This window comes from Novosphingobium colocasiae, from assembly GCF_014652555.1.
GTDB classification, from domain to species: domain Bacteria; phylum Pseudomonadota; class Alphaproteobacteria; order Sphingomonadales; family Sphingomonadaceae; genus Novosphingobium; species Novosphingobium colocasiae.
Genome location: NZ_BMZA01000005.1, coordinates 105,525 through 129,803 on the forward strand (window position 1 = coordinate 105,525; position 24,279 = coordinate 129,803).

Here is a 24,279-nt window from a genome sequence, read left to right on the forward strand (position 1 = left end):
GGCACGGAACTGTGCATCACCCTGCGGGGTGATGTGGACGAGTTTTTGAGCCGGGGCTTTAATCCGAGGGGCGTTCGGGTCCGGCCGTGTTCTGGCGGAGCAGGTCCACCTGGCCGCGCCGACCGAGCTTGGCATAGACCGCCTTGATCTGCGAGCGCGCGGTCTCACGGCTGACCTTGCGGGCACGGGCAATTTCATCGGCGCGCGCCCCTTGCTGGAGAAGAGCCAGAACCTCGCGCTCGGCCGGCGTGAGAAGCAGCTTGGCGCTGACGTCCTCCAGCACGATCAGCACACAGGCATTGTAGCCAAGGTCCAGCTCTCCGGGCAGTGGCAGCACCGTCAGCGCCATCGCGCGTGCGCCGTCCGCCATTACCACCTGTTGCTGCACGTGTCGGGCCAGCACTGTGCCAATCGCCTGTTCGAACCGGATCTGGTCAGGCGCGCGCGCGCAGCGGGGCGATCCGGCCGCGACCGCGATCATGCCATTCGTAGCGAGGATCGATTCGGCTGCGGGCGTGATGCCCACCACGCGGCCGAAGCGGTTGAGCGCGATCGCCGCCGCGCCCACCGCCGCCAGCGCGCCGGACACCAGCTTGCCGCTGTCTTCCCCCAGCTTGCGCGCGAACGTCGCGCTCGTCGCCGCCTCGCGGGCGTAAAGTTCGAACAGCTTGCGCTCCTCACCCACGAGCGGCCCCTGCGACCGGCGCCGCAGCACCCCGACGACAAGATGCGCATCGCTGTCGCGATGAAGCAGGACAGAGGCGATATGAGGAATGTCGCAAGGATCGAAGACCTCGTTCCAAAGTATGTTACGCTTGCGTTCCTCGCTGTCGATCAGGTCGATATCGACCAAGGTCTGGAACGGCCGCGCGCGCACGCCGGCGCGGATCATCGGATTGATTCGCGGATCGGCGCCGCCCAAGTCGCCCCAGATGGCCAGCCGGGCGTCGGTATCGGCGATGTCGCGCGTCATCAGGCGAAACGGCGGGCGATGGGGGGAGAACCAGCCGACCAGCTCTCCCAGCCGGCTGCCGGTGGCCCGCGCCATCAGATCGATCGCGGTCTGCCAGTTTCCGGCACCATAGCCGGCACCGCGAAACGCGGTGATCGTCTGCTGATGCAAATGCGAGTTCAAGCGGTGCCATCCCGCCGCGCAGCAGGGCAAAAGCGCGATGCCGGCAGCCGATTCCCCATGACCATCACCCCCGACGCCCAAACGACAACAGTTTTTGATATCTTGCAGAATGTCAATGGGAACTTATACCAACTTGCGCTTTGTCTGATTCACTGGGGATTCCCAAGGCGGCGAAAATCTGAATCTATGGGGCTGCGACTTTGGAGTGTGGAATTACGGTGACGGAATTACGGTGACAGTGCACTTAATCGCTCATCCTTCACCTTCGGTCCGCGCTTACCCGGCTTCGGATCGCGCCCCAGCATCGCTGCGACACGATTGAGAAAGCCGCTGTCGCCGAGTGGGCGGCCGGTGCTTTCCGAGCGGCGCAACAACGCGGACATTGTTTCGTCTTCATCCGAACGCAACAGCGCAGCAAAATCGGGAACACGTTGCCGAACCGGCGCGGTTTCGGTGAATCCGTCGGCCCGCGCCGGATCAAGCAGCGCATGCACGCTTGACCAACGCAAGTCCTGCGCCTGCACCGCAAGCCCCGCCCGCACCGGATTGAGCGCGACATGACCCTAGCCGGAGTAGAGAGGGGCGGGGCCATCCCCCTCTCCCAACCCTCTCCCCTGAAGGGGAGAGGGCTATGCGTTCGGATCAACGAGCCTTGGTATTATTCCATGTACCAGCCATGGCTGGCGACCAGCGATTGTCCGGTCAGCGCGTTGCTGGGGAAGGCGGCGAAGAACAGGGCGACTTCGGCGATGTCATCGACGGTGGTGAACTCGCCATCCACGGTCTGGCCGAGCATGACCTTCTTGATCACCTCGTCCTCGGAAATGCCCAGTTCCTTCGCCTGCTCGGGGATCTGCTTGTCCACCAGCGGGGTGCGCACGAAGCCGGGGCAGATCACGTTGGTGCGCACGCCCTTGGGCCCCGCCTCCTTGGCGATCGTGCGCGACAGGCCGAGCAGGCCGTGCTTTGCCGTCACATAGGCGCTTTTGAGCTTGCTCGCTTCCTTGGAGTGGACCGAGCCCATGAACAGGATCGTACCCGAGCCTTGGGCATACATATGCGGGATCACCGCTTTCGAGGTGAGGAAGGCCCCGTCGAGGTGGATCGCCAGCATCTTCTTCCAGTCGGCAAAGGCGAACTGTTCGATGGGGTTGACGATCTGGATGCCCGCGTTGGACACCAGCACATCGACCGTGCCCCAGGCATCGACCACCTGCTGCACACCGGCGTTCACCTGTTCCTCGCTGGTTACGTCCATCGCCAGCGCAAGGCCGGCCGTTCCGTGTGCCGCCGCGATATCGTCCACCGCCTTTTGCGCGGCTTCCAGATTGATATCGGCGATGGCGACCTTGGCACCTTCGGCGGCATAGCGGCGGGCAATGGCGTTGCCGATGCCGCTGGCGGCGCCGGTGACGATGCAGACTTTGTCTTTCAGTTTCATGGGTAACAGCGGCTCCGGGTTGACCGGCGGGTCAGCCGACGTGCGGCGTGGCCCCGACAAGGTCGAAAGTGGCGATTTCATCCGGCTTGAGTTTGCGGTTGATCCAGTCCGGATGCTTGAGCGAGATCATCGCATCGTGGTAGCCCAGTGCCCAGTGCTCGTTGACCGTCATGCGCGAGAACTCATAGTCCTTCGAATTGGTTTCGAAGCCATGGCCGCGATTGATCAGGTGCATGATCGCCACGGGCCCTTCGGGGCGATAGGCGAGCAGTTCGGCCAGGTCCGGATCGTCGAGGAGATCGTCCGGCAGCTTGCGCGCCAGCCGCCGGGCCGCTGAACTGAGCTTCTGGAGGCGGCGGTTCATGTCGGTGTTGAGCCGGGTGCGGCTGGAAAAGCGCACGTCCTTTTCGCGCTGGGCAACGTCGGCCATGGTGCGCGGCATATCGCCGGTGGCGGCGAACAGATCGACCTGGAACACATTCATGCAACAGGTTTCGCGGTGGTCCAGCACGAACTGCAGCGGCGTGTTGGAAAGGAGGGCACCGTCCCAGTACCATTCGCCATCGACTTCCACGGCCGGCAGCCCCGGCGGCAGCGCGCCGCTGGCCATGATATGCTCCACCCGGATCTCGCGTTCGTGATTGTCGAAAAAGGCGAAGTTGCCGTTGCGGATGTTGACCGCGCCGACGCTGAGGCGGGTATCCTTGTGGTTGATCCGGTCGAAATCGACGATGTCGAGCAAGGTGCGGCGCAGCGGCGTGGTGTCGTAATAGCTCAATTGCCCGATTTCGCGGGGCCAGTTGGGCAGCGGCATCGGTATGCGCGGGTTGAAGAAGCCTGGGACGCCGATGGTGCAGCCGATCGCGGCGGAGGCTTCGTTGAAGGCGCGGCGCGCGAAGCCGATCGGCTCATCAAGGTGGTAGAGCAAATCGGAAGAGACGAGGTTCCAGAACTTGCGCAGCGCCGCAACGCGATCCTCGGGCGCGTTGCCGGCGATGATCGCGCCGTTGATCGCGCCGATCGAAATTCCGGCGATCCAGTCCGGCACGACGCCGGCTTCGTCCAGCGCCTGATAGACCCCGGCCTGGAACGCGCCGAGCGAACCGCCGCCCTGCATCACGAAAACGTCATGGACTTCGTCGACAGGGCGGGCTTCAGCCTTCAACTGGGTTCGCGGTGCGTGCATGGGCATGCCTTCTTCTTGATCGGCCTTGGGTAAACGGCCGTGCAGATATTGCGATGCAGCAAAATGGCCCGCGCCGCGCCCGGTTGCAAGCCTGCAATTGGTCAGTATCGCTCCCGGCTTGGGATTTACGCCAGCTCGGCGCGGGTGATTTCCTCGTTAGAAACTTCGAGAAGCCGTCTTTCCAATGCCTTGAGCCGGCTTTGCGAGGTCAGCTTTTCGCCCAGCAGATCAGTTACGTAGAACGTATCGGCAGCGCGCTCGCCATAAGTGGTGATGTGGGCGGAATGCACCATCAGCTTGCTCTGGAACAGCGCATGGGCAAGCCGGTTCAGCAAGGCCGGGCGATCGCGGGCGTTAACCTCGACGACGGTGAAGCGGTTCGACGCCTTGTTGTCGATCGCGACTCGCGGGCGGACTTCGAACGCATCGGCACGCGGGCGGGCGTCGGGCTTGGCGACCAGTTGCGGCAGGATCTTGACCCGGTTGGCCAGGGCGTTGTCGATCGCCACCCGCAGGCGTTCCAACTGGCCTTCTTCGCGGAACGGGCGGCCCAGCGGGTCCTGGATCAGGAAATTGTCCACCGCGCGGCCATTGCGGGTGGTGTGGATGCGCGCATCGATGATGTTGCCGCCGGCCAGATGGATGCCCCCGGCGATGCGATAGAACAGGCCCGGATGGTCCGAGGCGATGACCGTGACCAGCGTGGCCCCGCGTGCCGGATAGAAGGTGGTGCGAATGTCGAGCGGGGTACCCTGTTTCTGGACAAACTGTTCGAGATTGCCGGCAATCACGTCCTCGCTCTCGGCGATCCAGTATGGATCGGCGAAACGCTCGCCCACGCTCTGCACAAGTTCGGCGAGGCGCGGCGACATCGCTGCCACCGCCGCCTTCTTGGCGGCGACCCGCTTTTCACGGCCGAATTCGGCATGGCCCAGCCGCAGCCGCTCCTCGGCCGCAGCATAAAGCTCGCCGATAAGCTGGCGCTTCCAGGAATTCCAGGTGCCGGGCCCGACCGCGCGGATGTCGACGATGGTGAGAATGGTCAACTGGCGCAGCCGGTCCACCGACTGGACCAGTTCCACGAAATCGGCGATCGTCTTGCCGTCCGAAAGGTCGCGCTTGAAGGCGACCGCGCTGATCGTCAGGTGCATTCGCACCAGCCAACTGACCAGTTCGGTTTCCACCTCGTCCAGCCCGAAGCGGGGGCCCAGCTTCATCGCGATTTCCGCGCCCAGCACCGAATGATCGCCGCCCCGGCCCTTGGCGATATCGTGCAGCAGCACCGCGACATAGATTGCCCGGCGCGATTGCAGCTTGTGGACGATATCGTGCGCCAGCGGATGGTCTTGCGCCAGTTCGCCCTTCTCGATGCGCGAAAGCAGGCCGATGGCGCGGATGGTGTGCTCGTCCACCGTATAGTGGTGGTACATATCGAACTGCATCTGCGCATTGACGCGGCCGAATTCAGTGACGAAGCGGCCGAACACCCCCGCCTCATTGAAGCTGCGCAGCGCCTTTTCCGGGTCTTTCGGGCTGGTCAGCAGTTCCATGAACAGCTCGTTCGCCCGCCGGTCGTTGCGCACGGCTTCCTTGATCAACACCACATCGTGATTGATGATGCGCAGCGTATCCGGGTGGATATCCAGCCCCTCGCGCTCGGCCAGCGCGAAAATCTCGATCAGGCGGACCGGATCGGCCTTGAACCAGCCTTCGCCCGGCGCTGAAATCCGCCCGCCATAAACACTGTAGCCCTTGAGCTTGCGGGGCCGGGCGCGGAACCCTGCCAGAAGGCCGCGCGGCTGCTTGCGCACGAACTGTTCGTCAAGCTGGGCCAGGAACACTCCGGTCAGGTTGCCGACCACTTTGGCCTGCAGGAAGAACATGTGCATGAACCGCTCGACCGCGCTCTTGCCCGGCCGGTCGGTATATTTCATCCGCGCGGCGACTTCGCGCTGCAGGTCGAAGGTCAGCCGGTCCTCGGCCCGGCGGGTGATGGTGTGCAGATGGCAGCGCACCGCCCAGAAGAATGTCTCGGCCCGCCGGAACGAGCGGTATTCGCGCGGGGACAGCAGCCCGACTGACACCAGCTCGCTCGGGTCGCGGACCTGATAGATGTATTTGCCGATCCAGTAGAGCGTGTGCAGATCGCGCAGCGATCCCTTGCCCTCCTTGACATTGGGCTCGACGACATAGCGGCTGTCGCCCATACGCTTGTGGCGTTCCTCACGCTCGGCCAGCTTTTCGACGACGAACTGGCGCTCGGTCCCGGAAACCACTTCCTTCCAGAACTTCTGCCGCACTTCGTCGAACAGCGCCTGATCGCCCCACACATAGCGGCCTTCCAGCATGGCGGTGCGGATGGTCAGGTCCGACCGGCACATCTTGACCATCTCGCTGAGCGAGCGGCTGGAATGGCCGACCTTGAGACCCAGGTCCCAGAGGAAATAGAGCATCGCCTCGATCACCTGCTCACACCACGGGGTGGACTTGATCGGGGTGATGAAAGCCACGTCGACATCGGAATGCGGGGCCATCTCGCCGCGCCCGTACCCGCCGACCGCAAGGATCGCCAGGCGCTCGCCGGTCGAGCGGTTGATCGCCGGATAGACATGCGCGGTGACATGATCGTGGATCAGGCGGATCAACTGATCGACCAGAAACGCCTGCGCTTCCGCCACTTCGTGCCCGGCCGAGGGCTTCTCGCGCAGGCGGCGGGCGATCTCGGAGCGGCCATCCTCCAGCGCCTCGCGCAGCAGCTCGACCACGGCCTGACGCCCCTTGGCCGCGCCGATATCCTCGACGATGCCGGCAATCCGGTCAACCAGATTGCGCCGGTCGATCACGGCGCGGGGGGAGGCAATGCGGATCACGGTCATGACCTGGGACTTCTACCTAGCGAGCGAGCAGCGCCCGTCCGATTGTTTCCACTTCACCCGCAACGCCGGTGCGAACATTACCCGCTACCATCGACGTGCCGGCTATGCCAGAAGGCCGCACGACGCCCCGGCAAGCGCCTGTTACCAGGAAGTGCGGTGTGTCCCATGAAAATGCAAGCGAGGTCCGTGACTTGTCCCTGATTTCCATGGCCGCGAGCGCCGTCCAGAGTTACGAACCGATCCGCTGGGCGGACCTGGGGCTGAAGAACGGCATAGACATCGGCTCCTTTCGTCTGCGTTACTATTCGCTGGCCTATCTCGCCGGCATCATGCTGGGATACTGGCACCTTTCGCGCATGATCCGCTCGCCCGGCGCGCCGCTCGCCCAGCGCCACGCCGATGACCTGTTCTTCTACTGTACGCTCGGCATCATCCTCGGCGGGCGGCTCGGCTACGCGACGTTCTATACCGGCGGTGACACCGGCATCCCCAGCTTGTGGACCCGGCCTAGCGAACTGCTCAGCCTGTGGCACGGCGGGATGAGCTTTCACGGCGGTCTGATCGGGGTGATCCTGGCGATGGCCTGGGTTTCCTGGCGCGGGCAGCTCAATTTCCTGCGGGTGGCCGATTACATTGCGGTCTGCGTCCCGTTCGGCATGCTGTTCGGCCGCATCGCCAACTTCATCAATGGCGAATTGTGGGGCAGGGTGGTCGCGTCTCCCGTCCCGTGGGCAATGATCTTTCCCGATGCGCCCGACCAGCTCCCGCGCCACCCCAGCCAGCTTTACGAAGCGGGGCTGGAGGGGCTGCTGATGATCGTCATCATGCTCTCGCTCTACTGGCTGACCCGCGCGCGGTTCCGGCCGGGATTGCTGGTCGGCGTGTTCACGGCCGGGATCGGTGCGGCGCGCTTTACGGTGGAATTCTTCCGCGAACCCGATGCCCAGTTGGCCGAATTCGCCCGATCGACCGGGCTGTCGATGGGTCAGTGGCTCACCATTCCGCTGATCGCGCTGGGGATCGGTCTGGTGGTGCGGGCGATGCTGCGTCCTGCGCTCGGCAGCGCGCAGCGGGCTGCGGCCTCAAGCGCGGTGGAGGGATGACGGTCCCGCACGAAACCGAGGCGCTGACCGCGATCTTTCGCCGGCTGATCGAAAACTACGGCCCGATCTCGCTTGCCCACTACATGGGCGAATCGAACGCGCGCTATTACGCCGGCAAGGACCCGCTGGGCGAGGACGGGGATTTCATCACCGCGCCGGAAATCAGCCAGATGTTCGGCGAACTGATCGGCCTGTGGCTGGCCGATATGTGGATCAACGCCGGGCGGCCTGATGAAATCCACTATGTCGAACTCGGCCCCGGCCGGGGCACGCTCGCGCAGGACGCCTTGCGGGCGATGCGGCGCTATGGTCTGGAGCCTTCCGTCCATTTCGTCGAGGGTTCGACCGCGCTCAAGGCGATCCAGCTCGAAGCGGTTCCGCAGGCCTACTGGCACGACGATCTCTCTACCCTGCCGATGTACGGCCCGCTGCTGATCGTCGGGAACGAGTTTCTCGATGCGCTGCCGGTCCGCCAACTCGTCCGGACGGAGGCCGGCTGGCGCGAACGGATGGTCGGCTGGCAGGACGGCCGGCTGCTGCCGGTGCTCGGCACGATGCCGATGGACGCTGCCGTCCGCGCCGAGCAGCGCCCGGACCTGCGCGGCACGCCCGATGGCACCATCGTCGAGACCAGCCCGGCTGCCGCCGCCGTGGTTTACGAAATCGCCGGACGGTTGATCGATCAGGGCGGCGCGGCGCTGCTGATCGATTACGGCTATGACGAACCGCGCACCGGCTCCACCCTGCAGGCCGTGCGCGCGCACATGAAGGTCGATCCTTTCGCCCTGCCCGGAGAGGCGGACCTGACCGCGCATGTCGATTTCCACGCCTTGTCCAACGCCGCCCTCTCGCGCGGTTGCCGGTGGCTGGGGACGGTGGAGCAAGGCCGCTTCCTGCGCAATCTCGGCATCGAGGCGCGTGCCGAAGCCTTGTCGAAAGTCGCGCCCGAACATGCCGAGGCCATCCATTCCGCCTGCACCCGCCTGACCGCCGAAGGCCAGATGGGCGCGCTGTTCAAGGTCCTCGGCCTCGCCGCGCCCAACTGGCCCGACGGTGCGGGGTTCTGAAGGTCAGATCCCGAGCGCCTTGCGCAATTCGGCGTTGATGCGCGATTGCCAGCCTTTGCCGGTCGCGCGGAACTTTTCGATCACATCCGGATCAAGCCGCAGCGTGACCTGCTTTTTGGGGTTGGGTGAGGCGGGGCGGCCAAGCGATCGGAGCGTCCCCGTTGCCGGTCGGACCAGTTGATCGCCCTTGTATATGGCGGCCGTCCTGAACATTTCCTCTGTCCACTCGACATAATCGTCATCCGGATCAGTCCAGGGTTCGGAAGCGGGCTTTGTGTTCTCGTTCATGGGTCGGATAGATCGTGATTATGCGGCGCTTGCCGTCTCGCGGCGTCCAGACCAGATGGACGCGCTCGTTTCCAATATAGCCCCACACGCGATAGCGGGTCTCACCGTAGTCCGCGCGATCGTCCTCGATCTGGACATATTCGCCCGCGAAGACGGTGCCGGCAGCGGCCATATCCACCCCGCGTTCGGCGAGGATTCTCTGCCGTTTGTCGTCGTCAAACTCGATGTCCACCCGCGCCTCCGCCAAGTGGCTTAGCGCAAAGACTGCGAAATGGGGCGTGAACTCTTGTTCAGCGCGGACTATTTATGTAACTACAAAAATACCACCGGTCAACCCCTACTCCGCCGCCAGCAGTTCCTCCGCACCGATCAGGTCGACACTCACCAGTCGCGACACGCCCTTTTCCACCATTGTCACGCCGAACAGACGATGCATTCGGCTCATCGTCACGGCATTGTGCGTGACGATCAGGTAACGGGTGTCGGTCTCCTTCGTCATCGCGTCGAGCAGGTCACAGAACCGCTCGATGTTGGCGTCGTCGAGCGGGGCATCGACTTCGTCGAGCACGCAGATCGGCGCGGGGTTGGTCAGGAACAGGGCGAAGATCAGCGCCACGGCAGTCAAAGCCTGCTCGCCCCCGGACAGCAGGGTCAGCGATTGCAGCCGCTTGCCCGGCGGCTGGGCAAGGATCTCCAGCCCGGCTTCCAGCGGATCGTCCGAATCCACCATTGCCAGGTGGGCCTGCCCGCCCTGGAACAGTTGCGTGAACAACCGGCGGAAATGGCCGTCCACCGCCTCGAAGGCGCTGCGCAGCCGTTCGCGCCCCTCGCGGTTGAGGTTGCCGATCGAGCCGCGCAGGCGGTTCACGGCCTCGGTCAGCTCGGCCTTTTCCGTGGCGTTGGTGCCGAGCCGGGCTTCGGCCTCGGCCAGTTCGTCAGCGGCGACGAGGTTGACCGGGCCGATCCTTTCGCGCTCGCTCGCCAGCCGGTCCATCGCGGCGGACTCGTCCGGCGCACTGCCCACCTCAGCCGATGCGAAGGCGAAGCGTTCGGGCAGTACAGGGGGCGGGCACTGGAACCGCTCGCCCGAAACACGCGCCATTTCGATCCGCCGCTGATCCTCCGCCTCGGCCCGCGCGGTCGCTCCCGCTCGCCCCTCGCGCGCGGCGGCCAGCCTCTCCTGCGCCGCACCCAGCGCGGCGTCGGCCAGTTTGGCGGCCTCGGTGGTGGTGGTGACCGCTGCTTCGGCTTGCCGCAATTCACTGCCCAGCCGTTCCCGCACCACTTCGGCTGCTTCGATCTGCGCCATCAATGCTGCGGGCTTGGCGGCGATCACGGCGCGCTCGGCCTCGATCTCTTCCTGACGGCCGGCCATCTGCGCCAGCCGGTTGGCGGCATCGCCGGCGCGCGCCTGCCAGCCGCGGATATCGGCGGCCTGCGTTGCCGTCCGCTCCCGCAGCGCCGCCAGCGCCTGATCGTGGCTGGCAAGCGAGGCGGCGGCGGATTGCAGCGTCGCACGCGCCGTCTGATTGCGCAGGCGTGCGTTTTCCAAGGCGGCGCGGCCCAGTTCGGGGTCGGGTAGGGCGGCGCGACGGGCTTCGGCAGTTGCGCGGTCAGCCTGTGCCGCTTCGCGTTGGGCGGCAAGCTCGGCCAGCGACTGGTCCAGTTCGGCGCGCCGCGCGGCCTGGCGCTGGCGGGCGTCATCGGCCTGATCGACGGCGCGCAGCGCGGCCCGCTCGGCATCGGTGGCCCCGGCGACCGCGCGCTCCGCCCCGATCAGTTCGGCCTGCAGAGCCGACAGGCGGCGCTGGACATCGCCGCTGCGCGCCTCTGCGGCACCGGCGGCATCGCGCAACGGCGGGAGCCGGGCGTCGAGTTCGGCGAAACGGTTCTCCGCCTCCAGCCGCGCCGCTTCCGCCGCGCCTTCCCCCCGGGCGACGAAGCCGTCCCACCGGCGCAACACCCCGCCTAGCGTGACCAGCCACTCTCCCGGGGCGAGCGCGCGGCCGTCGTCTTCGGGGGCGACATGGACTAGCGCCAGCCGCGCCGCCAGCTCGGCAGGGGCCTGCGTGACATGGCGGGCGAGCGTGTCGGGCACCGGCGACGGCGCGGCGGCTCCGGTCCAGAACCGGCCGTCCGCACCGACGACCTGGCCCAACGGCGCGCGCGCGTCGCGGCCCAGCACTGCCGCCACGGCGCGCTCGTAACCCGGCGCGGCGCGGACCGCGTCGATGGCGACGGGCAGGCCATGCGCGGCCTTCGCCCCCCTTGCGCGGGCCTCGCGGTCCTTCAGCAGCGCTGCGTGCTCACGCTCGATCCCGGCCAGATCGGCGCGCGCGGTGGCGAGCGCGGAGGAGGCTTCGTCGCGTTCCGCCAGCAGGTCAGCCTTGCCCGATTGCAGCGCGTCCAGCCGGGCGCGGGCGGTGGCGAGCGCGGCGCTGGCAGCTTCGGCGGTACCGCGCGCCTGCGCCACGGCGGCATCGAGATCGCCGGCGGCGACCAAGGCGCTGATCTGCCCGCCGACCCGCGCAGCGTCCTGGTCCAGCCGGTCCAGCCGCGCGCGGGCTTGCGTGCATTCCGCCTCGGCGATGCGCCATTCGGCTTCTACCCCGGCTTGCGCGGCGGTGGCCTGCGCCAGATCGAGTTCGGCGGTGCGGCTGGCCTGTTCCGCGCCTTCCAGCGCGTGCGCCACGCGCGGTCGCTGGGCCTCGTCGGCCGCGAGGCGTTCGCGGCTTTCGGCCAGTTCCCGCTCCAGCCGGGCCAGCGCCTCGGCGGCGTCGCGGGTGAGACGGTCGGCATCGCCCCGGTCCTCCTCCAGCCGCCGGTGCTGCCGGTCCAGGTCCTTGAGGCGTTGCTCGGCCGCTTCGAGTTGGCTGGTCAGCGTGGCCAGGCGATGGCCCTGGGCATTGGCGTCGTCACGCCGGTCGGCCAGTTCGTCGCGCGCTTGGGCCAGCGCCTGCGCTGCTTCGGCCTGGGCATCCTGCGCCTCAGCCGCCAGCGCCTGCGCTTCGGCCACACGGTTCTCGGCGGTGGCAGCTTCCTTGCGCGCCGCTTCGGCCGCTTGCGCGGCATCGCGCCAGCGGGCGAACACCAGCCGCGCTTCCGCCAGCCGGATGCGATCGGAGAGGGCGATGTAGCGTTCCGCCGCCTTGGCCTGGCGCCGCAGCGATGCCACCTGGCGATCGAGCCCGGCCATCAGGTCATCCAGCCGGGCCAGGTTGGCCTCGGTCGCGCGCAGCTTCTGTTCGGCGTCCTTGCGGCGGACATGCAGCCCGGCGATGCCGGCCGCTTCTTCCAGCATGGCGCGGCGTTCGGCAGGCTTGGCGGCGATCACGGCGGCGATGCGGCCCTGGCTGACCAGCGCCGGGCTGTGCGCGCCGGTGGCGGCATCGGCGAACACCAGCGCCACGTCCTTGGCGCGCACATCGCGACCGTTGATGCGATAGGCGCTGCCCGCCCCGCGCTCGATCCGGCGCACGACCTCCAGATCCTCGCGCCGGCCTTGCGCGTCGGCGGCTGTCTCGGCGGTCATCACCACTTCGGCGAAGGCGCGCGGGGGGCGGGTGGCGGTACCCGCGAAGATGACGTCTTCCATGCCGCCGCCGCGCATGGACTTGGCGCTGGCTTCGCCCATCACCCAGCGGATCGCTTCGAGCAGGTTGGACTTGCCGCAGCCGTTAGGCCCGACGACCCCGGTCAGCCCGGGTTCGATGCGCAGTTCAGCAGGCTCGACGAAGCTCTTGAAGCCGCTGAGCTTGAGCCGCCGGATGCGCATGCCCCCCGCGCCCCCGCGTCAGGCCGGAAGCCGGCGCGTCAACGCGCCCCCGCCGCCTTGAGTGCGGCCTTGGTCTGTTCCCATTCGGTGGAATCGACCTTGCTGCCGTTGACCAGCAGGGTGGGCGTGCCGGTGATCCCGTCGTTGGTGTACTTGTCCGAGAATTCGGCGATCTGCTTGGCCGTATCGACATTGCCCAGGCACTTGTTGGCCTGATCCACGGCAATCCCGCGCTGCGCGAAGAACTGCGTATAGCCGAGCGCTTCGGCCATGCCCGGCAGGCGCTGCGCGGCGGGCAACTGCATCACAGCGTTCGCCTTGTCCTGCACCGCCTTGTCGGCCAGCGGGGCGTTCATCGCGTCGAAGTTCAGATAGACCTGCTGGACCAGCGGGAACACCGCCTCCTTTCCCGAACAGGTCACCAGCATCGTCAGCGGCACGTCCTGCGGGTGGATGGCGAAGCTGCGGAATTCCCAGCTTACCCGGCCGCTGGCGATGAAATCGTTGACCAGTTCCTCGTGCCCGTCTTGCGTGAACTTGGCGCAGTGGGGGCAGGACAGCGAGCCGTATTCGATAAGCTTGATCGGCGCTTCCGGGTTGCCGAGGCGATAGCCACCGTCGGCCGTCACTTCCACCATATCGGCCCAGGCCTTGCCGGCGGGGGCGGCGATTTTGGCAACCGGATCGCCGGAGGCCAGCGCCGCCGGGGCCGCATCGTCCTTCTTGCCGCAAGCAGCAAGGGCCAGCGCGAGGGGAACCAGCGCGAGGCCGAACGCAAACGGGCGGATAGTGGAGACACGCATCATCTTGGGGCGATTCCCTTGGCAAAAGGCGCATCGATGCTAACCGATGCGCCGGAGCAGTTCAAAGCGAAGCGGGCGGCGTCTGCGGACATCTCCACAAGCTTACCCCCGGCGAAAAAGGTCAGCCGATCACGACGGCTGGCCGGGCAGGGCGGCGACGCGGGCCGACAGGATCGGCTGGAGCGCGTCCCAGCTATAGGCGTCATCGATCAGGGCACCGTTGATCGAAAAGCTGGGGGTGCCTTTGACGCCGATGGTGTTGGCGGCGTCCTGCTGGGCTTTCAGCTTGTCCAGCATGGCCGTATCGCCCAGGCAGCGATCCGCCTGCGGGCGGCCGATGCCCCAGTTCTGCGCCATGTCGTAAAATCCCAGGTCCGATGCGATGGCGCGCAGGCGCTGCGGCAGGGGACCGTTGCCCCAGCGCTGCTTCTGCGGTTCGGAAAGGTTTTCGGCCTGCACGATCCACTTTTCCTGCGTGGCGAGCATGGCGTTGTGGCGCACGAAGAAGCGCTTGTCGTCGCCGCAATTGACGATCAGCGCCGCCGCCACGTCCACCGCATTGCGCAGGACATTGCTGACCGTCACCGACACCTGGCCGCGTGGCACCACGGTCAGCCGCAGCGGGGCTTCGGCATCGCGGGTGAAGTGGGCGCAGTGCGGGCAGGTGTAGCTGACATATTCGGTCAGCTTGAGCGGGGCCTCGGGATTGCCCAGCGTATGCGCGCCGTTGGCGGCGACGGCGATGGTCCCGTTCCAGTTGTGCGCGGTGGATGAAGCCAGCGGCACTGCCTTGCGCTTGGCAGGGGGCGCGGCATCCAGCGATGCGGTTCCAAGGCCGAGGCCTGCGGCGATCAATGCTGCAAGGGCTAGTCTGCGGTTCGTCACTGGTCCTGTCCGTTCCCATTCGCCGACATCGCGCGCGCCAGCGATTCCAGCACCGCCCGCAATTCCGGATCGCCGATGTCGCGCAGCGATTCCCCGAGTTCGAGCGGCACCGGCTTGAGCGAAGGCGGCGCGGTCTTCTGCGCTGAAGCAGGTGGCGGCTTAACCTCGCCTTGCCGGATTTTCACGCGGGCGACAGCGTTGTAGCCGAAGAAGCGGTTCACCCGTTCGATGATCTCGGGGATCACATGCTGGATCAGCGGGGCATGGGCGGGCACCACCACAAGCTGGAGGATGCCCTCGCTCTTTTCGCCGGGCGGAAAGCGGATCGATTCGGGGATGCAAACCCGTGCGTGTCGCGGCCCGACGATATCGGGCCAGCGGCTCACCACGCTCGATTGCACGAACCCGAACCGCCGGAATGCGGTGCGGCCGACTTCCGGCATCAGGTCGGCGATCTGCCGCGCCGCGCCGCCGCGCGGCCGTTCGAAGCGCTTTGCGCCTTTGCCGGCAGTCGCGGTCTTCCCGGCTTTCGGAGGTTCCCATTCCATTGCGGGGCGCTGGATGCCATATCGGCGGCATGGAAGCCAGTTCGCAAATCATCCCGCAGGCATTGCTGGACTGGTACGATGTGCATGCCCGCGTCCTGCCCTGGCGCAGCCCGCCCGGCACGCCCCCGCCCGATCCTTACCGCGTGTGGCTGTCGGAAGTGATGCTGCAGCAGACCACGGTCATGGCCGTGAAGGACTATTTCGCCAGGTTCACCGCGCGCTGGCCCAGCGTTACTGCACTGGCAGAGGCGGCGGACGGTGATGTCATGGCGGCCTGGGCCGGGCTTGGATATTATGCGCGGGCGCGCAACCTGCTTGCCTGCGCCCGCGCGGTTGCGGCCACGGGCGGCGAATTTCCGCAGACCGAGGCGGCGCTGCGCGCGCTGCCGGGGCTGGGGGCCTATACTGCCGCCGCCATCGCCGCGATCGCGTTCGGCGAACGCGCGGTGGTCGTCGATGCCAATGTCGAGCGGGTGGTGGCGCGGCTGTTCGCGATCGGCGATCCGCTGCCCGGCGGCCGCAAGGCGATCCGCGCGGCGGCCGAGACGATCACGCCATCAAGCCGTGCAGGCGATTTCGCGCAGGCGATGATGGACCTTGGGGCAACAATCTGCACGCCCCGCAACCCGCGCTGCCTGCTGTGCCCGTTGGCCCCACCCTGCGCCGCCCGCGCGGCGGGGCAGGCGGAAGCCTATCCGGTCAAGCCGGCCAAGGCGGCCAAGCCCGCGCGGCAAGGGCGGGCGTTCTGGATCGAGCGGGACGAGCATGTCTGGCTGGTCACCCGGCCGGGCAAGGGCATGCTGGGCGGGATGCGCGCGCTGCCGGATGACGGCTGGAGCGCAAGGGCCGATGGTGGCACCCCGCCGCCGCTCCCCGGCCCGTGGCAGCGCGCCGGGGTGGTGCGGCACGTGTTCACGCACTTTTCGCTCGAGCTGTCGGTCGATGTACACGGCGGGGCCGGTGATCCGGCACAGGCCGATGCAGCGGGCGAATGGTGGCCGCTCGACCGGCTGGACGAGGCAGGCTTGCCGACGCTGTTCGCCAAAGCCGCCGCCCTGGGACTTGCGGCGATGAAGGATGTTGCATGAATCCATCGCTCGAAACGCTGTCCCAGAAGCTCGATCGCCGCATGCTGTTGCGGCTGGGCGCGGTGGCGGGCCTTTCCACGGCGGCGCTGGCCAGCCTGGCGCGCGCCGCCGATGAGCCGGATCTCCTGCCGCAGGTGCGGGCGATGATCGCGCGCTGGGTCGGGCCGGGCAAGCTCCCCGGTGCGGTCGCCTCGCTGGGCGTGCCGGGGCAGGAGGCGCAGTTCGTATCGGCCGGAACGCAGGGCTTCGTCGATTTCGACGCGATGGACGCCGATACGCTGTTCCGCATCTATTCGATGACCAAGCCGGTCACCGGCATGGCGGCGATGATCCTGATCGATGAAGGCAAGCTGAGGCTCGACCAGCCGCTTGCCGATGTGCTGCCTGCCTATCGCGACATGCGGGTGCTGGACACCTACGACGGCCCGCTTGACCGGGTGCACCGCGCGCCCGGCCCGATCACGATCCGCCAGGTGCTGACGCATACCTCGGGCCTTGCCTATACGGTGGAACAGGGCGGGCCGGTGAAGCGGCTGATGGAGGAAAAGGGGCTGGTGCCCGGCCGCATCTCGCGGCTGCCGATCCCCTTGCCGGGCTTTCCCGCCGGGCCCGTCGTGCCGACCCTGGCAGCTTTCGCGGATGGCATGGCGAAGGTGCCCTTGGTCGCCGATCCCGGAACGGCATGGCATTATTCCGCCGGGCTCGACGTGATGGGCCGGGTGATCGAAGTGGTCAGCGGCCAGTCGTTCGCGGCCTTTGTGTCCGAGCGGCTGCTGGACCCGCTGGGCATGTCGGACACGGATTGGCAGGTCCCGCAAGCCAAGGCGCATCGGCTGGCGACGAACCACGCGGTGTTCGGCGGCGCGCTGATCCCGATCGACGAAGGCGATAGCTCGATCTTTCTTGAGCCGCCGCCGTTCTGCTGCGGTGGCTCCGGGCTGGTATCCACCCCGCGCGATTATGACCGGTTCCTGCGCATGCTGGCGCAAGGCGGCATGTTTGCCGGAAAGCGGGTGATGAGCGAGGCGGCGGTGCGGCTGGGCACCGGTAACCTGCTGCCGCCCGGAGTCACCGGAGAGGTGGGTTTCGCGCCCAATAGCGGGTTCGGGGCGGGCGGCCGGGTCGGCCTTGGCGCGGAGGGCGGTGTGTTCGGCTGGGCCGGCGCGGCGGGTACGGTCGGCATGGTCGATGCACGCCGGGGCTTGCGTTCCCAGTTTTTTGCGCAATTCATGCCGCCAACCGCATTTGGCGTGCTTGCCGAGTTCCAGTCCGCGCTGAAGGCGGACGTGACCGGCCTGTTGGAGAAGAGGACCTGATGACCAATAGCCTGATCCAGTCGCCGCCGCCGCCCGGCCGCGCGGTCGCCTTCGCCGGCGGCGTTCTCGACCGTGCCGATCATCTCCGGATGGACGATGTGGCGCTGCGTGCGCGGATGACCGCCAGTGCCCGGCTGCTGCGGCTCGACGGCCTCGATCCGGTGCTGACGGCAGACGGCGGGCTTGAATGGGCCAGTCTCGGCGAGGCGGCGGCGGACAGCGAGCTCGTGTTCCTGGGCCTCGATGGCGAACGCGCCTGCTTTGCCGAAGTCCCGGCGCGCAACCGCGATGGCGCGAGCATACCGGGACCGCGCCTGTGGCAATCGATGGCGCAGCTTTCCGCCGGGGACCTGGCCACGTTCGGCACTGCCCGGGCACTGGTGAGCTGGCACATGCGGCACCGCTTCTGCTCGGTCTGCGGCTCGCCCAGCCATGTCGCCAAGGGCGGCTGGCAGCGCACCTGCAATGACAGCGCCTGCGCTTCCGAACACTTCCCCCGGGTCGATCCGGTGACCATCATGACGGTGGAGCACGAAGGCCGCTTGCTGCTGGGCCGACAGCCGCGCTTTCCGCCGCGTCGCTATTCGGCGCTGGCCGGGTTCGTCGAGCCGGGCGAGACGATCGAGGAGGCGGTGGCCCGCGAGGTATTCGAGGAAGCCGGGCTGCGCGTGCGCGATGTGCAATACGTCGTCAGTCAGCCCTGGCCGTTCCCGTCATCGCTGATGATCGGCTGCCATGCCGTGGCGGAGAGCGGCGATATCACGATCGACGTCACCGAACTCGAAGACGCCCGCTGGTTCACCCGCGCCGAAGTGGCCGAGGCGATGGCGGCAGGGGATCGCGGTGAAGAAGGCGAGTCGTTCATCGCCCCGCCGGTCACGGCTGTCGCCAACCTGCTGCTGCGCTGGTGGCTGGAACGCGCATAGCCGCGCAGTCGCCCGGCGCCGCGCTGCCGGAGGAGGGCACATAGCGGTAGACGGCGTAGCTTTCGTCCGTTTCAGCGGGGCCGAACCGGGCGATCCTGCTGGTTTGGGCCAGGAAGCGCTGCGTCATCGCCGGGGTGATCAGCGTCGTCCAGTTATAGACCGACGGCACCGTCACATCCTCTCCCGGCCGGGGTGGCCGTTGCATCAGGATCGCGACCGGGCGGCCGGTGCAGGCATGGAGCCGCCGGGCGGTCGTCAGGATATCGTCGAGGGTCAGGTTCAGCGTCGCGCCGTGCGAAGTGAAGATGTCGATCGCGCTGTAGCCGCCCTGGCGGATGCGCCAGACCGGGGTGCGCGGGGCATAATAGGGCAGCGTTTCGATCATGTTGTCGGGGTCGGCAATGACGATCGCCCCGGCAAGGTCCGGTCGCGAAGCCAGCAGCGCGGCCAGTTCTTTGGCCCGGCTGCGAGGAATTTCGGGGCGGGCCATGGCGGACTGGATTTCTGACACGGTCATCAGCGCCTGAAAAGCCAGCAACGCATGGAATGCCCATTGCCCGATCCGCCGCAGCGGCGCGGGCGGGCCATCGCCGGTCCTGTCGGCATCCAGCCGCATCCACGCCAGCGCGATCAGGAACACCAGCCACAGGTCACGGTGGCGGTTGCTGGCGGGATAGACCACCGCGAATAGCAGCGACAGCGCGCAGAGGCCGCCGATCGCGGCGAGCAGGTAATGCGGCCGCCCCCACAGCACCAGCGTGCATCCGGCCAGCAGCGCCGTCGCGCCCAGGGCCAGGGACAGCGGGGCATCGTCGATCAGGGTGAATTCAGCCCCCGGCAGCAGCACCGCCCGCGCTATCCGGGCAAGGGTGATCGGCCGCGCGAACGTGGCGGCATCGTTGATTGATGGCCAGATCGACAGGAAACAGGCCAGCGTCGCCAGCCCCAGCAGCACCGCGCCGGGCAGCGCAAGGCGCAGCATCCAGGTCCGCCAGAGCGGCCAGCCCTGCCACCGGTCCAGCATCCATGCGCCGTAGAGCAGCCAGGCCAGCGCGGCCGAATGGGCGTTGGTGTTGGCCAGCAGCGCCAGCGGCACACACAGCCACAATCCGCGCGCGCGCCACTGCGGATAGAGCGCAGCAAAGGCGAACATCAGCAGCATCGAAATGCCGTAATTGCGCGCCATCACAGCGTATTCCCAGGCGATGACATGGCTTACCACCATCAGCGCCAGCGTCGGCAAGGAGAACGGCGATCGCCACAGCAGCAGGACAACGGAGGCGAAGGCGATCGCATGGGCGGCTACCGGCAGGATGGCCGATCCGATCACGGCATGCCCGGCGCGCAGGATCAGGAACCACACCAGCGGATGCCCGTCGCCGCGCACCTTGGCGAACATCTGCGCCAGATCATCGCCCTGGATGGCGAACGAAAGCGCCCGCACTTCATCGCGCCAGAACACATGATGGATCGAAAGATAGCCGACGAGCACCACCCACACGGCCAGCAGCAGGGCACGGCCGGTATCGAATCGGTTCGGTGCGTTCACGGGTACTGTAAGGGTGGCGGTGTCCATGGTCCGGGCCAGCATCGCGCGTTCCTTGTGGCCGGGCAATGGCGCGGCGGCGTCAGGCCGTCAGCGGAACGGCGCGAAAGACGATGCTGCGACGGATCAGCCAGGTCGCGAGGAAGCTGACTGCCACGGCGATCGCCTTGGCCGGGGCCAGGTGCATGCCGAGCTCGGTGGCGAGCGACACGATGCCGGTGGTCAGCACCAGGCCGATCACGGCGGAGATCACGAACAGCGCCTTCTGGCGCAGGCGGGCCGGGCCGTCAGCCGCCACGGCGCCATCGAACACCGCGCGGCTGGACAGCAACCAGTGGGCGGCGATGCCGAGCGAATAGCCGGCGGCGGCCGCGACCGGCTTGCCGGTGCCCAGCGCCGCCAGCGCGGCCACGCAGGCGACGTCGATCCCCAGTGCCACAGCGCTGGCCGTGACATACCGAGAAAAGGTGTGCGTGAAGACGCCGCGCACAAGCTGCTGCATCAGGCGGCGGCCCGGTTCGGCAGGCGTTCCGGCACGGCGCGCACGGATGCCAGCGCGGCAGCCTGATCGGCGCTCGGCACCTGACGGGCGGGCGCTCCCTCGGCGCGCGCGGGCAGGGCCTTGTCGGCACCTTCTTCGCCGGCTTCGTGGTATTCCGCGTCCTCGTTGACGCACCAGGTATCGTAGAGGCGTTCGCCGGCGATGATGTTCTCGACCGTCAGCATCGCGGTCATCATCGCGTGGTCCTGGTTGTTATAGCGGTGCATGCCGTTGCGGCCGACAAGGTGCAGCGTGGGATGCTGCTCTTCCAGCTCCACCCGCATTGCATCCACGTTGGCGGCATAGGCCTCGTCATAGACCGGATAGGCCTTTTCCTGCCGCACCACCACGCCGCCGGTCACGTCGTCGGGATTGCACAGGCCCAGCACCTTCATCTCGTGCGTGGCAAGGCGGACCAGCTCGTCATCGCCCATCGCCCACAGGCGATCGCCTTCGAAGCAGAAGTACTCCAGGCCTACGCACGCCATCGCTTCGTCGGGCACCATTTCAGGCGACCAACTGCGGAAGTTCTGGATGCGGCCGACCTTCACCTTGCTGTCGTGGATGTAGATCCAGTTGTCAGGGAACAGATCGTCGGCGCGGATCATCAGCGCTACGGTCAGGAAATCGCGATACTTGAGATCGTTCGCCTGCGGCACCGTCTGCGGCATCGGGTGCAGGCGCGCCGCCAGTTCGCGCATCGGCGCGGAGGAGATGACGTGGCGTGCGGTGATCGTGCGTTCGGTCCGGCCGTGCTTCGCGGTCACCCGCCAGGTGCCGCCGGGGCCCTCGGCCAGTTGCTTGAGCGCGTGGCCCATCGCCACTTCGCCCTTGCCGGTGGCGACGATCTTGTCGCGCGCGGTTTCCCACATCATGCCGGGACCAAGGCGCGGATAGCGGAAGGTTTCGAGCAGGGTCTTGACCGCCTGGCCGTCGTTCGGGCGCTTGTTGAGGCCGAGACTGCGCTTCACGCCGTCCATCACCGCGTTCCACAGCGACAGGCCCTTGATCCGCTGCGCGGCCCAGTCGGCGCTGATCTCGTCGCAGGGCATGCCCCAGACCTTTTCGGTATAGGTCTTGAAGAAGATCGAGAACAGCTTGGCCCCGAACTGGTTCGTGGTCCAGTCCTGGAAGCTTTTGACGTCGCGGATCGGCATCAGGCGGTGCTTGAGGTAGCTGGCCATGCACAGCGTCGACCGCCACAGGCCCAAGTTGCCCAGCGCTTCGAACGCGCGCAGCGGGTAGGAGTAGAACTTGCCCTCGTAATAGATGCGGCTCATGCGCGGGCGCTCGATGAAGTCATCGGGCAGGATCTCGTTCCACAGATCGACGACCTGCTGGCTTTTCGAGAAGAAACGGTGGCCGCCGATATCGAAACGGTAGCCCTCGTGCTCCACGGTGCGGCTGATGCCGCCGACGTAAGTATCGTCCTTTTCGATGATGACAACAGACAGCCCGGCCTTGGTCAGGAGATAACCGGCGGTCAGCCCGGCGGGCCCGGCACCGATGATGGCGACGTCGGCGTCAGTCTCGCACTCGCCCTTATCCGATCCCGCCCCCGCCGTGCGCATCGTCCTGATCGACCCCATCGACTTCATGCCCCTTCGTGTTCGTCCTACGGGAATGAACGAATTTGGTTAGGAGATCGTTAAGGCTGACAGGGCTTTTGCGGGGCCGGATGTAATCCGAAAGCAACTATTCCCTAGCACTCGCCCTTGCGACCCCGCGTAGCGGGCGAAGCAATCCAGGGCAGCATAAACCGCGCTGGATCGCCGCGCGACCTTCGGTCGCTCGCGATGACGAAGTGGAGCGGACGCGCTCCTGAGAGAGCATTGGCGTGCGGGCTTCGGCGGCGTCAGAACGTCGGGCCGGCGGGGCGCACGATGATCTCGTTGACGTGAACGCCGTCGGGCTGGGCGATGGCATAGGCGATGGCGCGGCCGATGGCGTCCGGGGTCAGCGCATTCTGGCGCAGTTGCTCCATCCCGGCCGCCACTTCGGGCACGGTGATATCATGGCCCAGTTCGGTCGCCACGACGCCGGGGCAGATGGTGGTCGCGCGCAGGGTCGGGTGCTCCTGGCGGAAGCCTTCGGTGATGGCCCATACCGCGTACTTGGTCGCGCCATAGACGGCGGCGGTGGGGGCGATCTTGTGGGCGGCGACGGACGCCACGTTGATGATATGTCCGCTGCCCTGCGCCAGGAACCCCGGCAGCACCGCGGCGATGCCGTTGAGGACACCGTGGATGTTGACGTCGATCATCCGCGTCCATTCATCGCGTTTCAGATCCGCAAGCATCGACAGCGGCATGATCCCGGCGTTGTTGACCAGCGTATCGATCGCACCGAACCGTGCGCCTGCCGCCGCCACGAAAGCCTCAAAGCTGTCCGCGCTGGTCACATCCAACTTTTGCCAGCCGACATTGTCGCCCAGTTCATCGGCCAGCGTCTTCAGCCGGTCCTCCCGCCGCGCGCCGATGAAGACGCGCGCGCCGGCACCGGCCAGTTCGCGCACGGCAGCCTCGCCGATGCCGCTGGATGCGCCGGTGACCAGAATCGTCCTGTCGATCGGTGTCGTCATGCTCGCTCTCCTCGGGGATTGTCACCGCGCAGGGGACGCACGGTTTTGTTCCTGCAAGGGGTACAAATCGCATGGCGCTGGCGCAAGCGTGCCGCGCATCGCCCGGAGACGCCAAAAGGGCCCGGCGGACTGGGGAGCCGCCGGGCCCGGATGGTCCGCTTCCGGGGGAAAGCGGGCCGGTCGAGATGGTGCGCGGCCTTGCCGCGCTCGCCCTTAGCGCAGGAGCGAAAGGACGTTCTGCTGGCTCTGGTTCGCTTGCGCGATCATCGCCGTCGATGCCTGGCTGAGGATCTGCGCCTTGGCCATCTGCGTGGTTTCGCTCGAATAGTCGGCGTCCTCGATCCGCGAACGCGCATCCGACAGGTTGGTGACGTTGTTGGTCAGGTTGTTGATCGCCGATTCGAGGCGGTTCTGGCCGGCACCGAGCGAGGCGCGGGTGGCATTGACGTCGGCCAGCGCCAGATCGACATTATCGATCGTGGTCGAGGCGGCGGTGGCGGAAGAGACGTCGAGCGCGGTAGCGTCGATATTGGTGCCGTCGATCGCGGTCGAGGTGAGCGTGATCGTCTCGCCGCTGTTGGCACCGGTCTGGATGTCAAATGTGACGTCGGTGCCGGCAGTGGTCGAGAACAGCGAGTTGCCGTTGAACTTGGTCTGCGTCAGCACATCGCTGATCTGTTCGGTCAGCGCGGTCACTTCCGACTGCATCGCTGTGCGGTCCGACGCCTGATATGTCGCGGACGAAGACTGCACCGACAGTTCGCGAACGCGCTGGAGCATGTTCGACACTTCGGACAGGCCGCCTTCCGCCGTCTGGGCAAGGCTGATGCCGTCGTTGGCGTTGCGGATGCCCTGGCTCATGCCGCGCACTTGCGCGGTCATCGAGGTGGCGATGGCGAGGCCGGCGGCGTCGTCCTTGGCCGAGTTGATGCGCTTGCCGGTGGACAGGCGCTCCATTGCCGTACCCAGCATCTTGCTGGCCGAAGTGGAGGCGTTGGCGGCCTTGACCGCGCTGATATTGGTATTGATGACAGACATTACTTGAAGCTCCCGTTGGGTGTCCCGAAGTCCCGGCAGCGTTGCCGGCCCATCCGGCGCAACTGCCAGATGCAAGAGCGGCGGGCGGTGATGGTTTTTAAGGCGGCCCGGTCGGTGAAAACCTTTGCGAAAATCG

At 66.8% G+C, this 24,279-nt stretch carries 21 protein-coding genes; 5 read left to right on the forward strand and 16 right to left on the reverse strand.

Annotation, left to right across the window (positions count from 1 at the left end; genetic code table 11):
• Positions 1-58: 58 nt before the first annotated feature.
• The 5 genes from IE122_RS09265 to IE122_RS09285 form a co-directional block, all read right to left on the reverse strand.
• Positions 59-1,135: a response regulator transcription factor gene (locus IE122_RS09265; protein ID WP_189620876.1), complete on the reverse strand. Its 1,077-nt coding sequence runs from the start codon at positions 1,133-1,135 to the stop codon at positions 59-61.
• A 227-nt stretch (positions 1,136-1,362) separates the two neighbouring features.
• On the reverse strand, positions 1,363-1,629 hold the full coding sequence (locus IE122_RS09270; RefSeq protein WP_189620877.1) for a hypothetical protein: 267 nt from the start codon (positions 1,627-1,629) through the stop codon (positions 1,363-1,365).
• 164 nt (positions 1,630-1,793) lie between these two features.
• Positions 1,794-2,576, reverse strand: coding sequence for a 3-hydroxybutyrate dehydrogenase (locus tag IE122_RS09275; RefSeq protein WP_189620878.1), 783 nt, complete (start codon positions 2,574-2,576; stop codon positions 1,794-1,796).
• A 31-nt stretch (positions 2,577-2,607) separates the two neighbouring features.
• Positions 2,608-3,762: a patatin-like phospholipase family protein gene (locus IE122_RS09280; protein WP_229813952.1), complete on the reverse strand. Its 1,155-nt coding sequence runs from the start codon at positions 3,760-3,762 to the stop codon at positions 2,608-2,610.
• Between the two features lie 125 nt (positions 3,763-3,887).
• Positions 3,888-6,638 carry a [protein-PII] uridylyltransferase gene (locus IE122_RS09285; protein WP_189620880.1) on the reverse strand — a complete coding sequence of 917 codons (2,751 nt, stop codon included), beginning with the start codon at positions 6,636-6,638 and terminating at the stop codon, positions 3,888-3,890.
• 206 nt (positions 6,639-6,844) lie between these two features.
• Here IE122_RS09285 and lgt point away from each other — a divergent pair, with 206 nt between their 5' ends.
• Both lgt and IE122_RS09295 read left to right on the forward strand, forming a co-directional pair.
• Positions 6,845-7,741, forward strand: coding sequence for a prolipoprotein diacylglyceryl transferase (gene lgt / locus IE122_RS09290; RefSeq protein WP_229813954.1), 897 nt, complete (start codon positions 6,845-6,847; stop codon positions 7,739-7,741).
• The gene (locus IE122_RS09295; protein WP_189620882.1) at positions 7,738-8,808 is read left to right on the forward strand and encodes a class I SAM-dependent methyltransferase; all 1,071 of its coding nucleotides are present in this window, start codon (positions 7,738-7,740) and stop codon (positions 8,806-8,808) included. The genes lgt and IE122_RS09295 overlap by 4 nt, the downstream gene beginning before the upstream one ends.
• A 3-nt stretch (positions 8,809-8,811) precedes the next feature.
• Here the strand turns inward: IE122_RS09295 and IE122_RS09300 are convergent, their stop codons facing one another.
• The 6 genes from IE122_RS09300 to IE122_RS09325 all read right to left on the reverse strand — a co-directional run bounded on the left by IE122_RS09300 (position 8,812) and on the right by IE122_RS09325 (position 15,107).
• On the reverse strand, positions 8,812-9,096 hold the full coding sequence (locus tag IE122_RS09300; protein WP_189620883.1) for a BrnA antitoxin family protein: 285 nt from the start codon (positions 9,094-9,096) through the stop codon (positions 8,812-8,814).
• Positions 9,056-9,328 carry a BrnT family toxin gene (locus tag IE122_RS09305; protein ID WP_189620884.1) on the reverse strand — a complete coding sequence of 91 codons (273 nt, stop codon included), beginning with the start codon at positions 9,326-9,328 and terminating at the stop codon, positions 9,056-9,058. The genes IE122_RS09300 and IE122_RS09305 overlap by 41 nt, the downstream gene beginning before the upstream one ends.
• A 105-nt stretch (positions 9,329-9,433) precedes the next feature.
• Complete coding sequence (locus tag IE122_RS09310) at positions 9,434-12,871, reverse strand: chromosome segregation SMC family protein (protein ID WP_189620885.1); 3,438 nt, start codon at positions 12,869-12,871, stop codon at positions 9,434-9,436.
• Between the two features lie 38 nt (positions 12,872-12,909).
• On the reverse strand, positions 12,910-13,677 hold the full coding sequence (locus IE122_RS09315; protein WP_189620886.1) for a thioredoxin domain-containing protein: 768 nt from the start codon (positions 13,675-13,677) through the stop codon (positions 12,910-12,912).
• Between the two features lie 126 nt (positions 13,678-13,803).
• On the reverse strand, positions 13,804-14,559 hold the full coding sequence (locus IE122_RS09320) for a DsbA family protein (protein WP_189620887.1): 756 nt from the start codon (positions 14,557-14,559) through the stop codon (positions 13,804-13,806).
• Positions 14,556-15,107, reverse strand: coding sequence for a DUF721 domain-containing protein (locus IE122_RS09325; RefSeq protein ID WP_189620888.1), 552 nt, complete (start codon positions 15,105-15,107; stop codon positions 14,556-14,558). Before IE122_RS09325 ends, IE122_RS09320 begins: the two co-directional genes overlap by 4 nt.
• A gap of 29 nt (positions 15,108-15,136) precedes the next feature.
• Between IE122_RS09325 and IE122_RS09330 the strand changes: the two genes are divergently transcribed.
• The 3 genes from IE122_RS09330 to nudC are packed head-to-tail and all read left to right on the forward strand — an operon-like array spanning position 15,137 to position 18,437.
• Entirely contained in the window at positions 15,137-16,195 is a 1,059-nt protein-coding gene (locus IE122_RS09330) for an A/G-specific adenine glycosylase (RefSeq protein WP_189620889.1), read from the forward strand.
• Entirely contained in the window at positions 16,192-17,511 is a 1,320-nt protein-coding gene (locus IE122_RS09335) for a serine hydrolase domain-containing protein (RefSeq protein ID WP_189620890.1), read from the forward strand. The genes IE122_RS09330 and IE122_RS09335 overlap by 4 nt, the downstream gene beginning before the upstream one ends.
• Positions 17,511-18,437, forward strand: coding sequence for an NAD(+) diphosphatase (nudC, locus tag IE122_RS09340; protein WP_189620891.1), 927 nt, complete (start codon positions 17,511-17,513; stop codon positions 18,435-18,437). The genes IE122_RS09335 and nudC overlap by 1 nt, the downstream gene beginning before the upstream one ends.
• Here nudC and IE122_RS09345 read toward each other — a convergent pair.
• The 5 genes from IE122_RS09345 to IE122_RS09365 all read right to left on the reverse strand — a co-directional run bounded on the left by IE122_RS09345 (position 18,388) and on the right by IE122_RS09365 (position 24,143).
• Positions 18,388-19,986: a hypothetical protein gene (locus tag IE122_RS09345; protein ID WP_189620892.1), complete on the reverse strand. Its 1,599-nt coding sequence runs from the start codon at positions 19,984-19,986 to the stop codon at positions 18,388-18,390. The genes nudC and IE122_RS09345 overlap by 50 nt on opposite strands.
• Before the next feature lie 79 nt (positions 19,987-20,065).
• Positions 20,066-20,485 (reverse strand): GtrA family protein, encoded by a 420-nt coding sequence (locus IE122_RS09350; protein WP_189620893.1) that lies wholly within the window; start codon positions 20,483-20,485, stop codon positions 20,066-20,068.
• Positions 20,485-22,095 carry an NAD(P)/FAD-dependent oxidoreductase gene (locus IE122_RS09355; protein WP_189620973.1) on the reverse strand — a complete coding sequence of 537 codons (1,611 nt, stop codon included), beginning with the start codon at positions 22,093-22,095 and terminating at the stop codon, positions 20,485-20,487. The genes IE122_RS09350 and IE122_RS09355 overlap by 1 nt, the downstream gene beginning before the upstream one ends.
• Before the next feature lie 284 nt (positions 22,096-22,379).
• Positions 22,380-23,105 (reverse strand): SDR family oxidoreductase, encoded by a 726-nt coding sequence (locus IE122_RS09360; protein WP_189620894.1) that lies wholly within the window; start codon positions 23,103-23,105, stop codon positions 22,380-22,382.
• Between the two features lie 213 nt (positions 23,106-23,318).
• The gene (locus IE122_RS09365) at positions 23,319-24,143 is read right to left on the reverse strand and encodes a flagellin N-terminal helical domain-containing protein (RefSeq protein WP_189620895.1); all 825 of its coding nucleotides are present in this window, start codon (positions 24,141-24,143) and stop codon (positions 23,319-23,321) included.
• Between the last annotated feature and the right edge of the window lie 136 nt (positions 24,144-24,279).

Bases quoted from the DNA above. Each gene is read 5' to 3' on its own strand.
- IE122_RS09275 (WP_189620878.1), bottom strand. From the start codon at position 2,576: ATGAAACTGAAAGACAAAGTCTGCATCGTCACCGGCGCCGCCAGCGGC.
- IE122_RS09280 (WP_229813952.1), bottom strand. From the start codon at position 3,762: ATGCACGCACCGCGAACCCAGTTGAAGGCTGAAGCCCGCCCTGTCGAC.
- IE122_RS09285 (WP_189620880.1), bottom strand. From the start codon at position 6,638: ATGACCGTGATCCGCATTGCCTCCCCCCGCGCCGTGATCGACCGGCGC.
- lgt (WP_229813954.1), top strand. From the start codon at position 6,845: ATGGCCGCGAGCGCCGTCCAGAGTTACGAACCGATCCGCTGGGCGGAC.
- IE122_RS09295 (WP_189620882.1), top strand. From the start codon at position 7,738: ATGACGGTCCCGCACGAAACCGAGGCGCTGACCGCGATCTTTCGCCGG.
- IE122_RS09300 (WP_189620883.1), bottom strand. From the start codon at position 9,096: ATGAACGAGAACACAAAGCCCGCTTCCGAACCCTGGACTGATCCGGAT.
- IE122_RS09310 (WP_189620885.1), bottom strand. From the start codon at position 12,871: ATGCGCATCCGGCGGCTCAAGCTCAGCGGCTTCAAGAGCTTCGTCGAG.
- IE122_RS09315 (WP_189620886.1), bottom strand. From the start codon at position 13,677: ATGATGCGTGTCTCCACTATCCGCCCGTTTGCGTTCGGCCTCGCGCTG.
- IE122_RS09325 (WP_189620888.1), bottom strand. From the start codon at position 15,107: ATGGAATGGGAACCTCCGAAAGCCGGGAAGACCGCGACTGCCGGCAAA.
- IE122_RS09330 (WP_189620889.1), top strand. From the start codon at position 15,137: ATGGAAGCCAGTTCGCAAATCATCCCGCAGGCATTGCTGGACTGGTAC.
- IE122_RS09335 (WP_189620890.1), top strand. From the start codon at position 16,192: ATGAATCCATCGCTCGAAACGCTGTCCCAGAAGCTCGATCGCCGCATG.
- nudC (WP_189620891.1), top strand. From the start codon at position 17,511: ATGACCAATAGCCTGATCCAGTCGCCGCCGCCGCCCGGCCGCGCGGTC.
- IE122_RS09350 (WP_189620893.1), bottom strand. From the start codon at position 20,485: ATGCAGCAGCTTGTGCGCGGCGTCTTCACGCACACCTTTTCTCGGTAT.
- IE122_RS09355 (WP_189620973.1), bottom strand. From the start codon at position 22,095: ATGCGCACGGCGGGGGCGGGATCGGATAAGGGCGAGTGCGAGACTGAC.
- IE122_RS09360 (WP_189620894.1), bottom strand. From the start codon at position 23,105: ATGACGACACCGATCGACAGGACGATTCTGGTCACCGGCGCATCCAGC.
- IE122_RS09365 (WP_189620895.1), bottom strand. From the start codon at position 24,143: ATGTCTGTCATCAATACCAATATCAGCGCGGTCAAGGCCGCCAACGCC.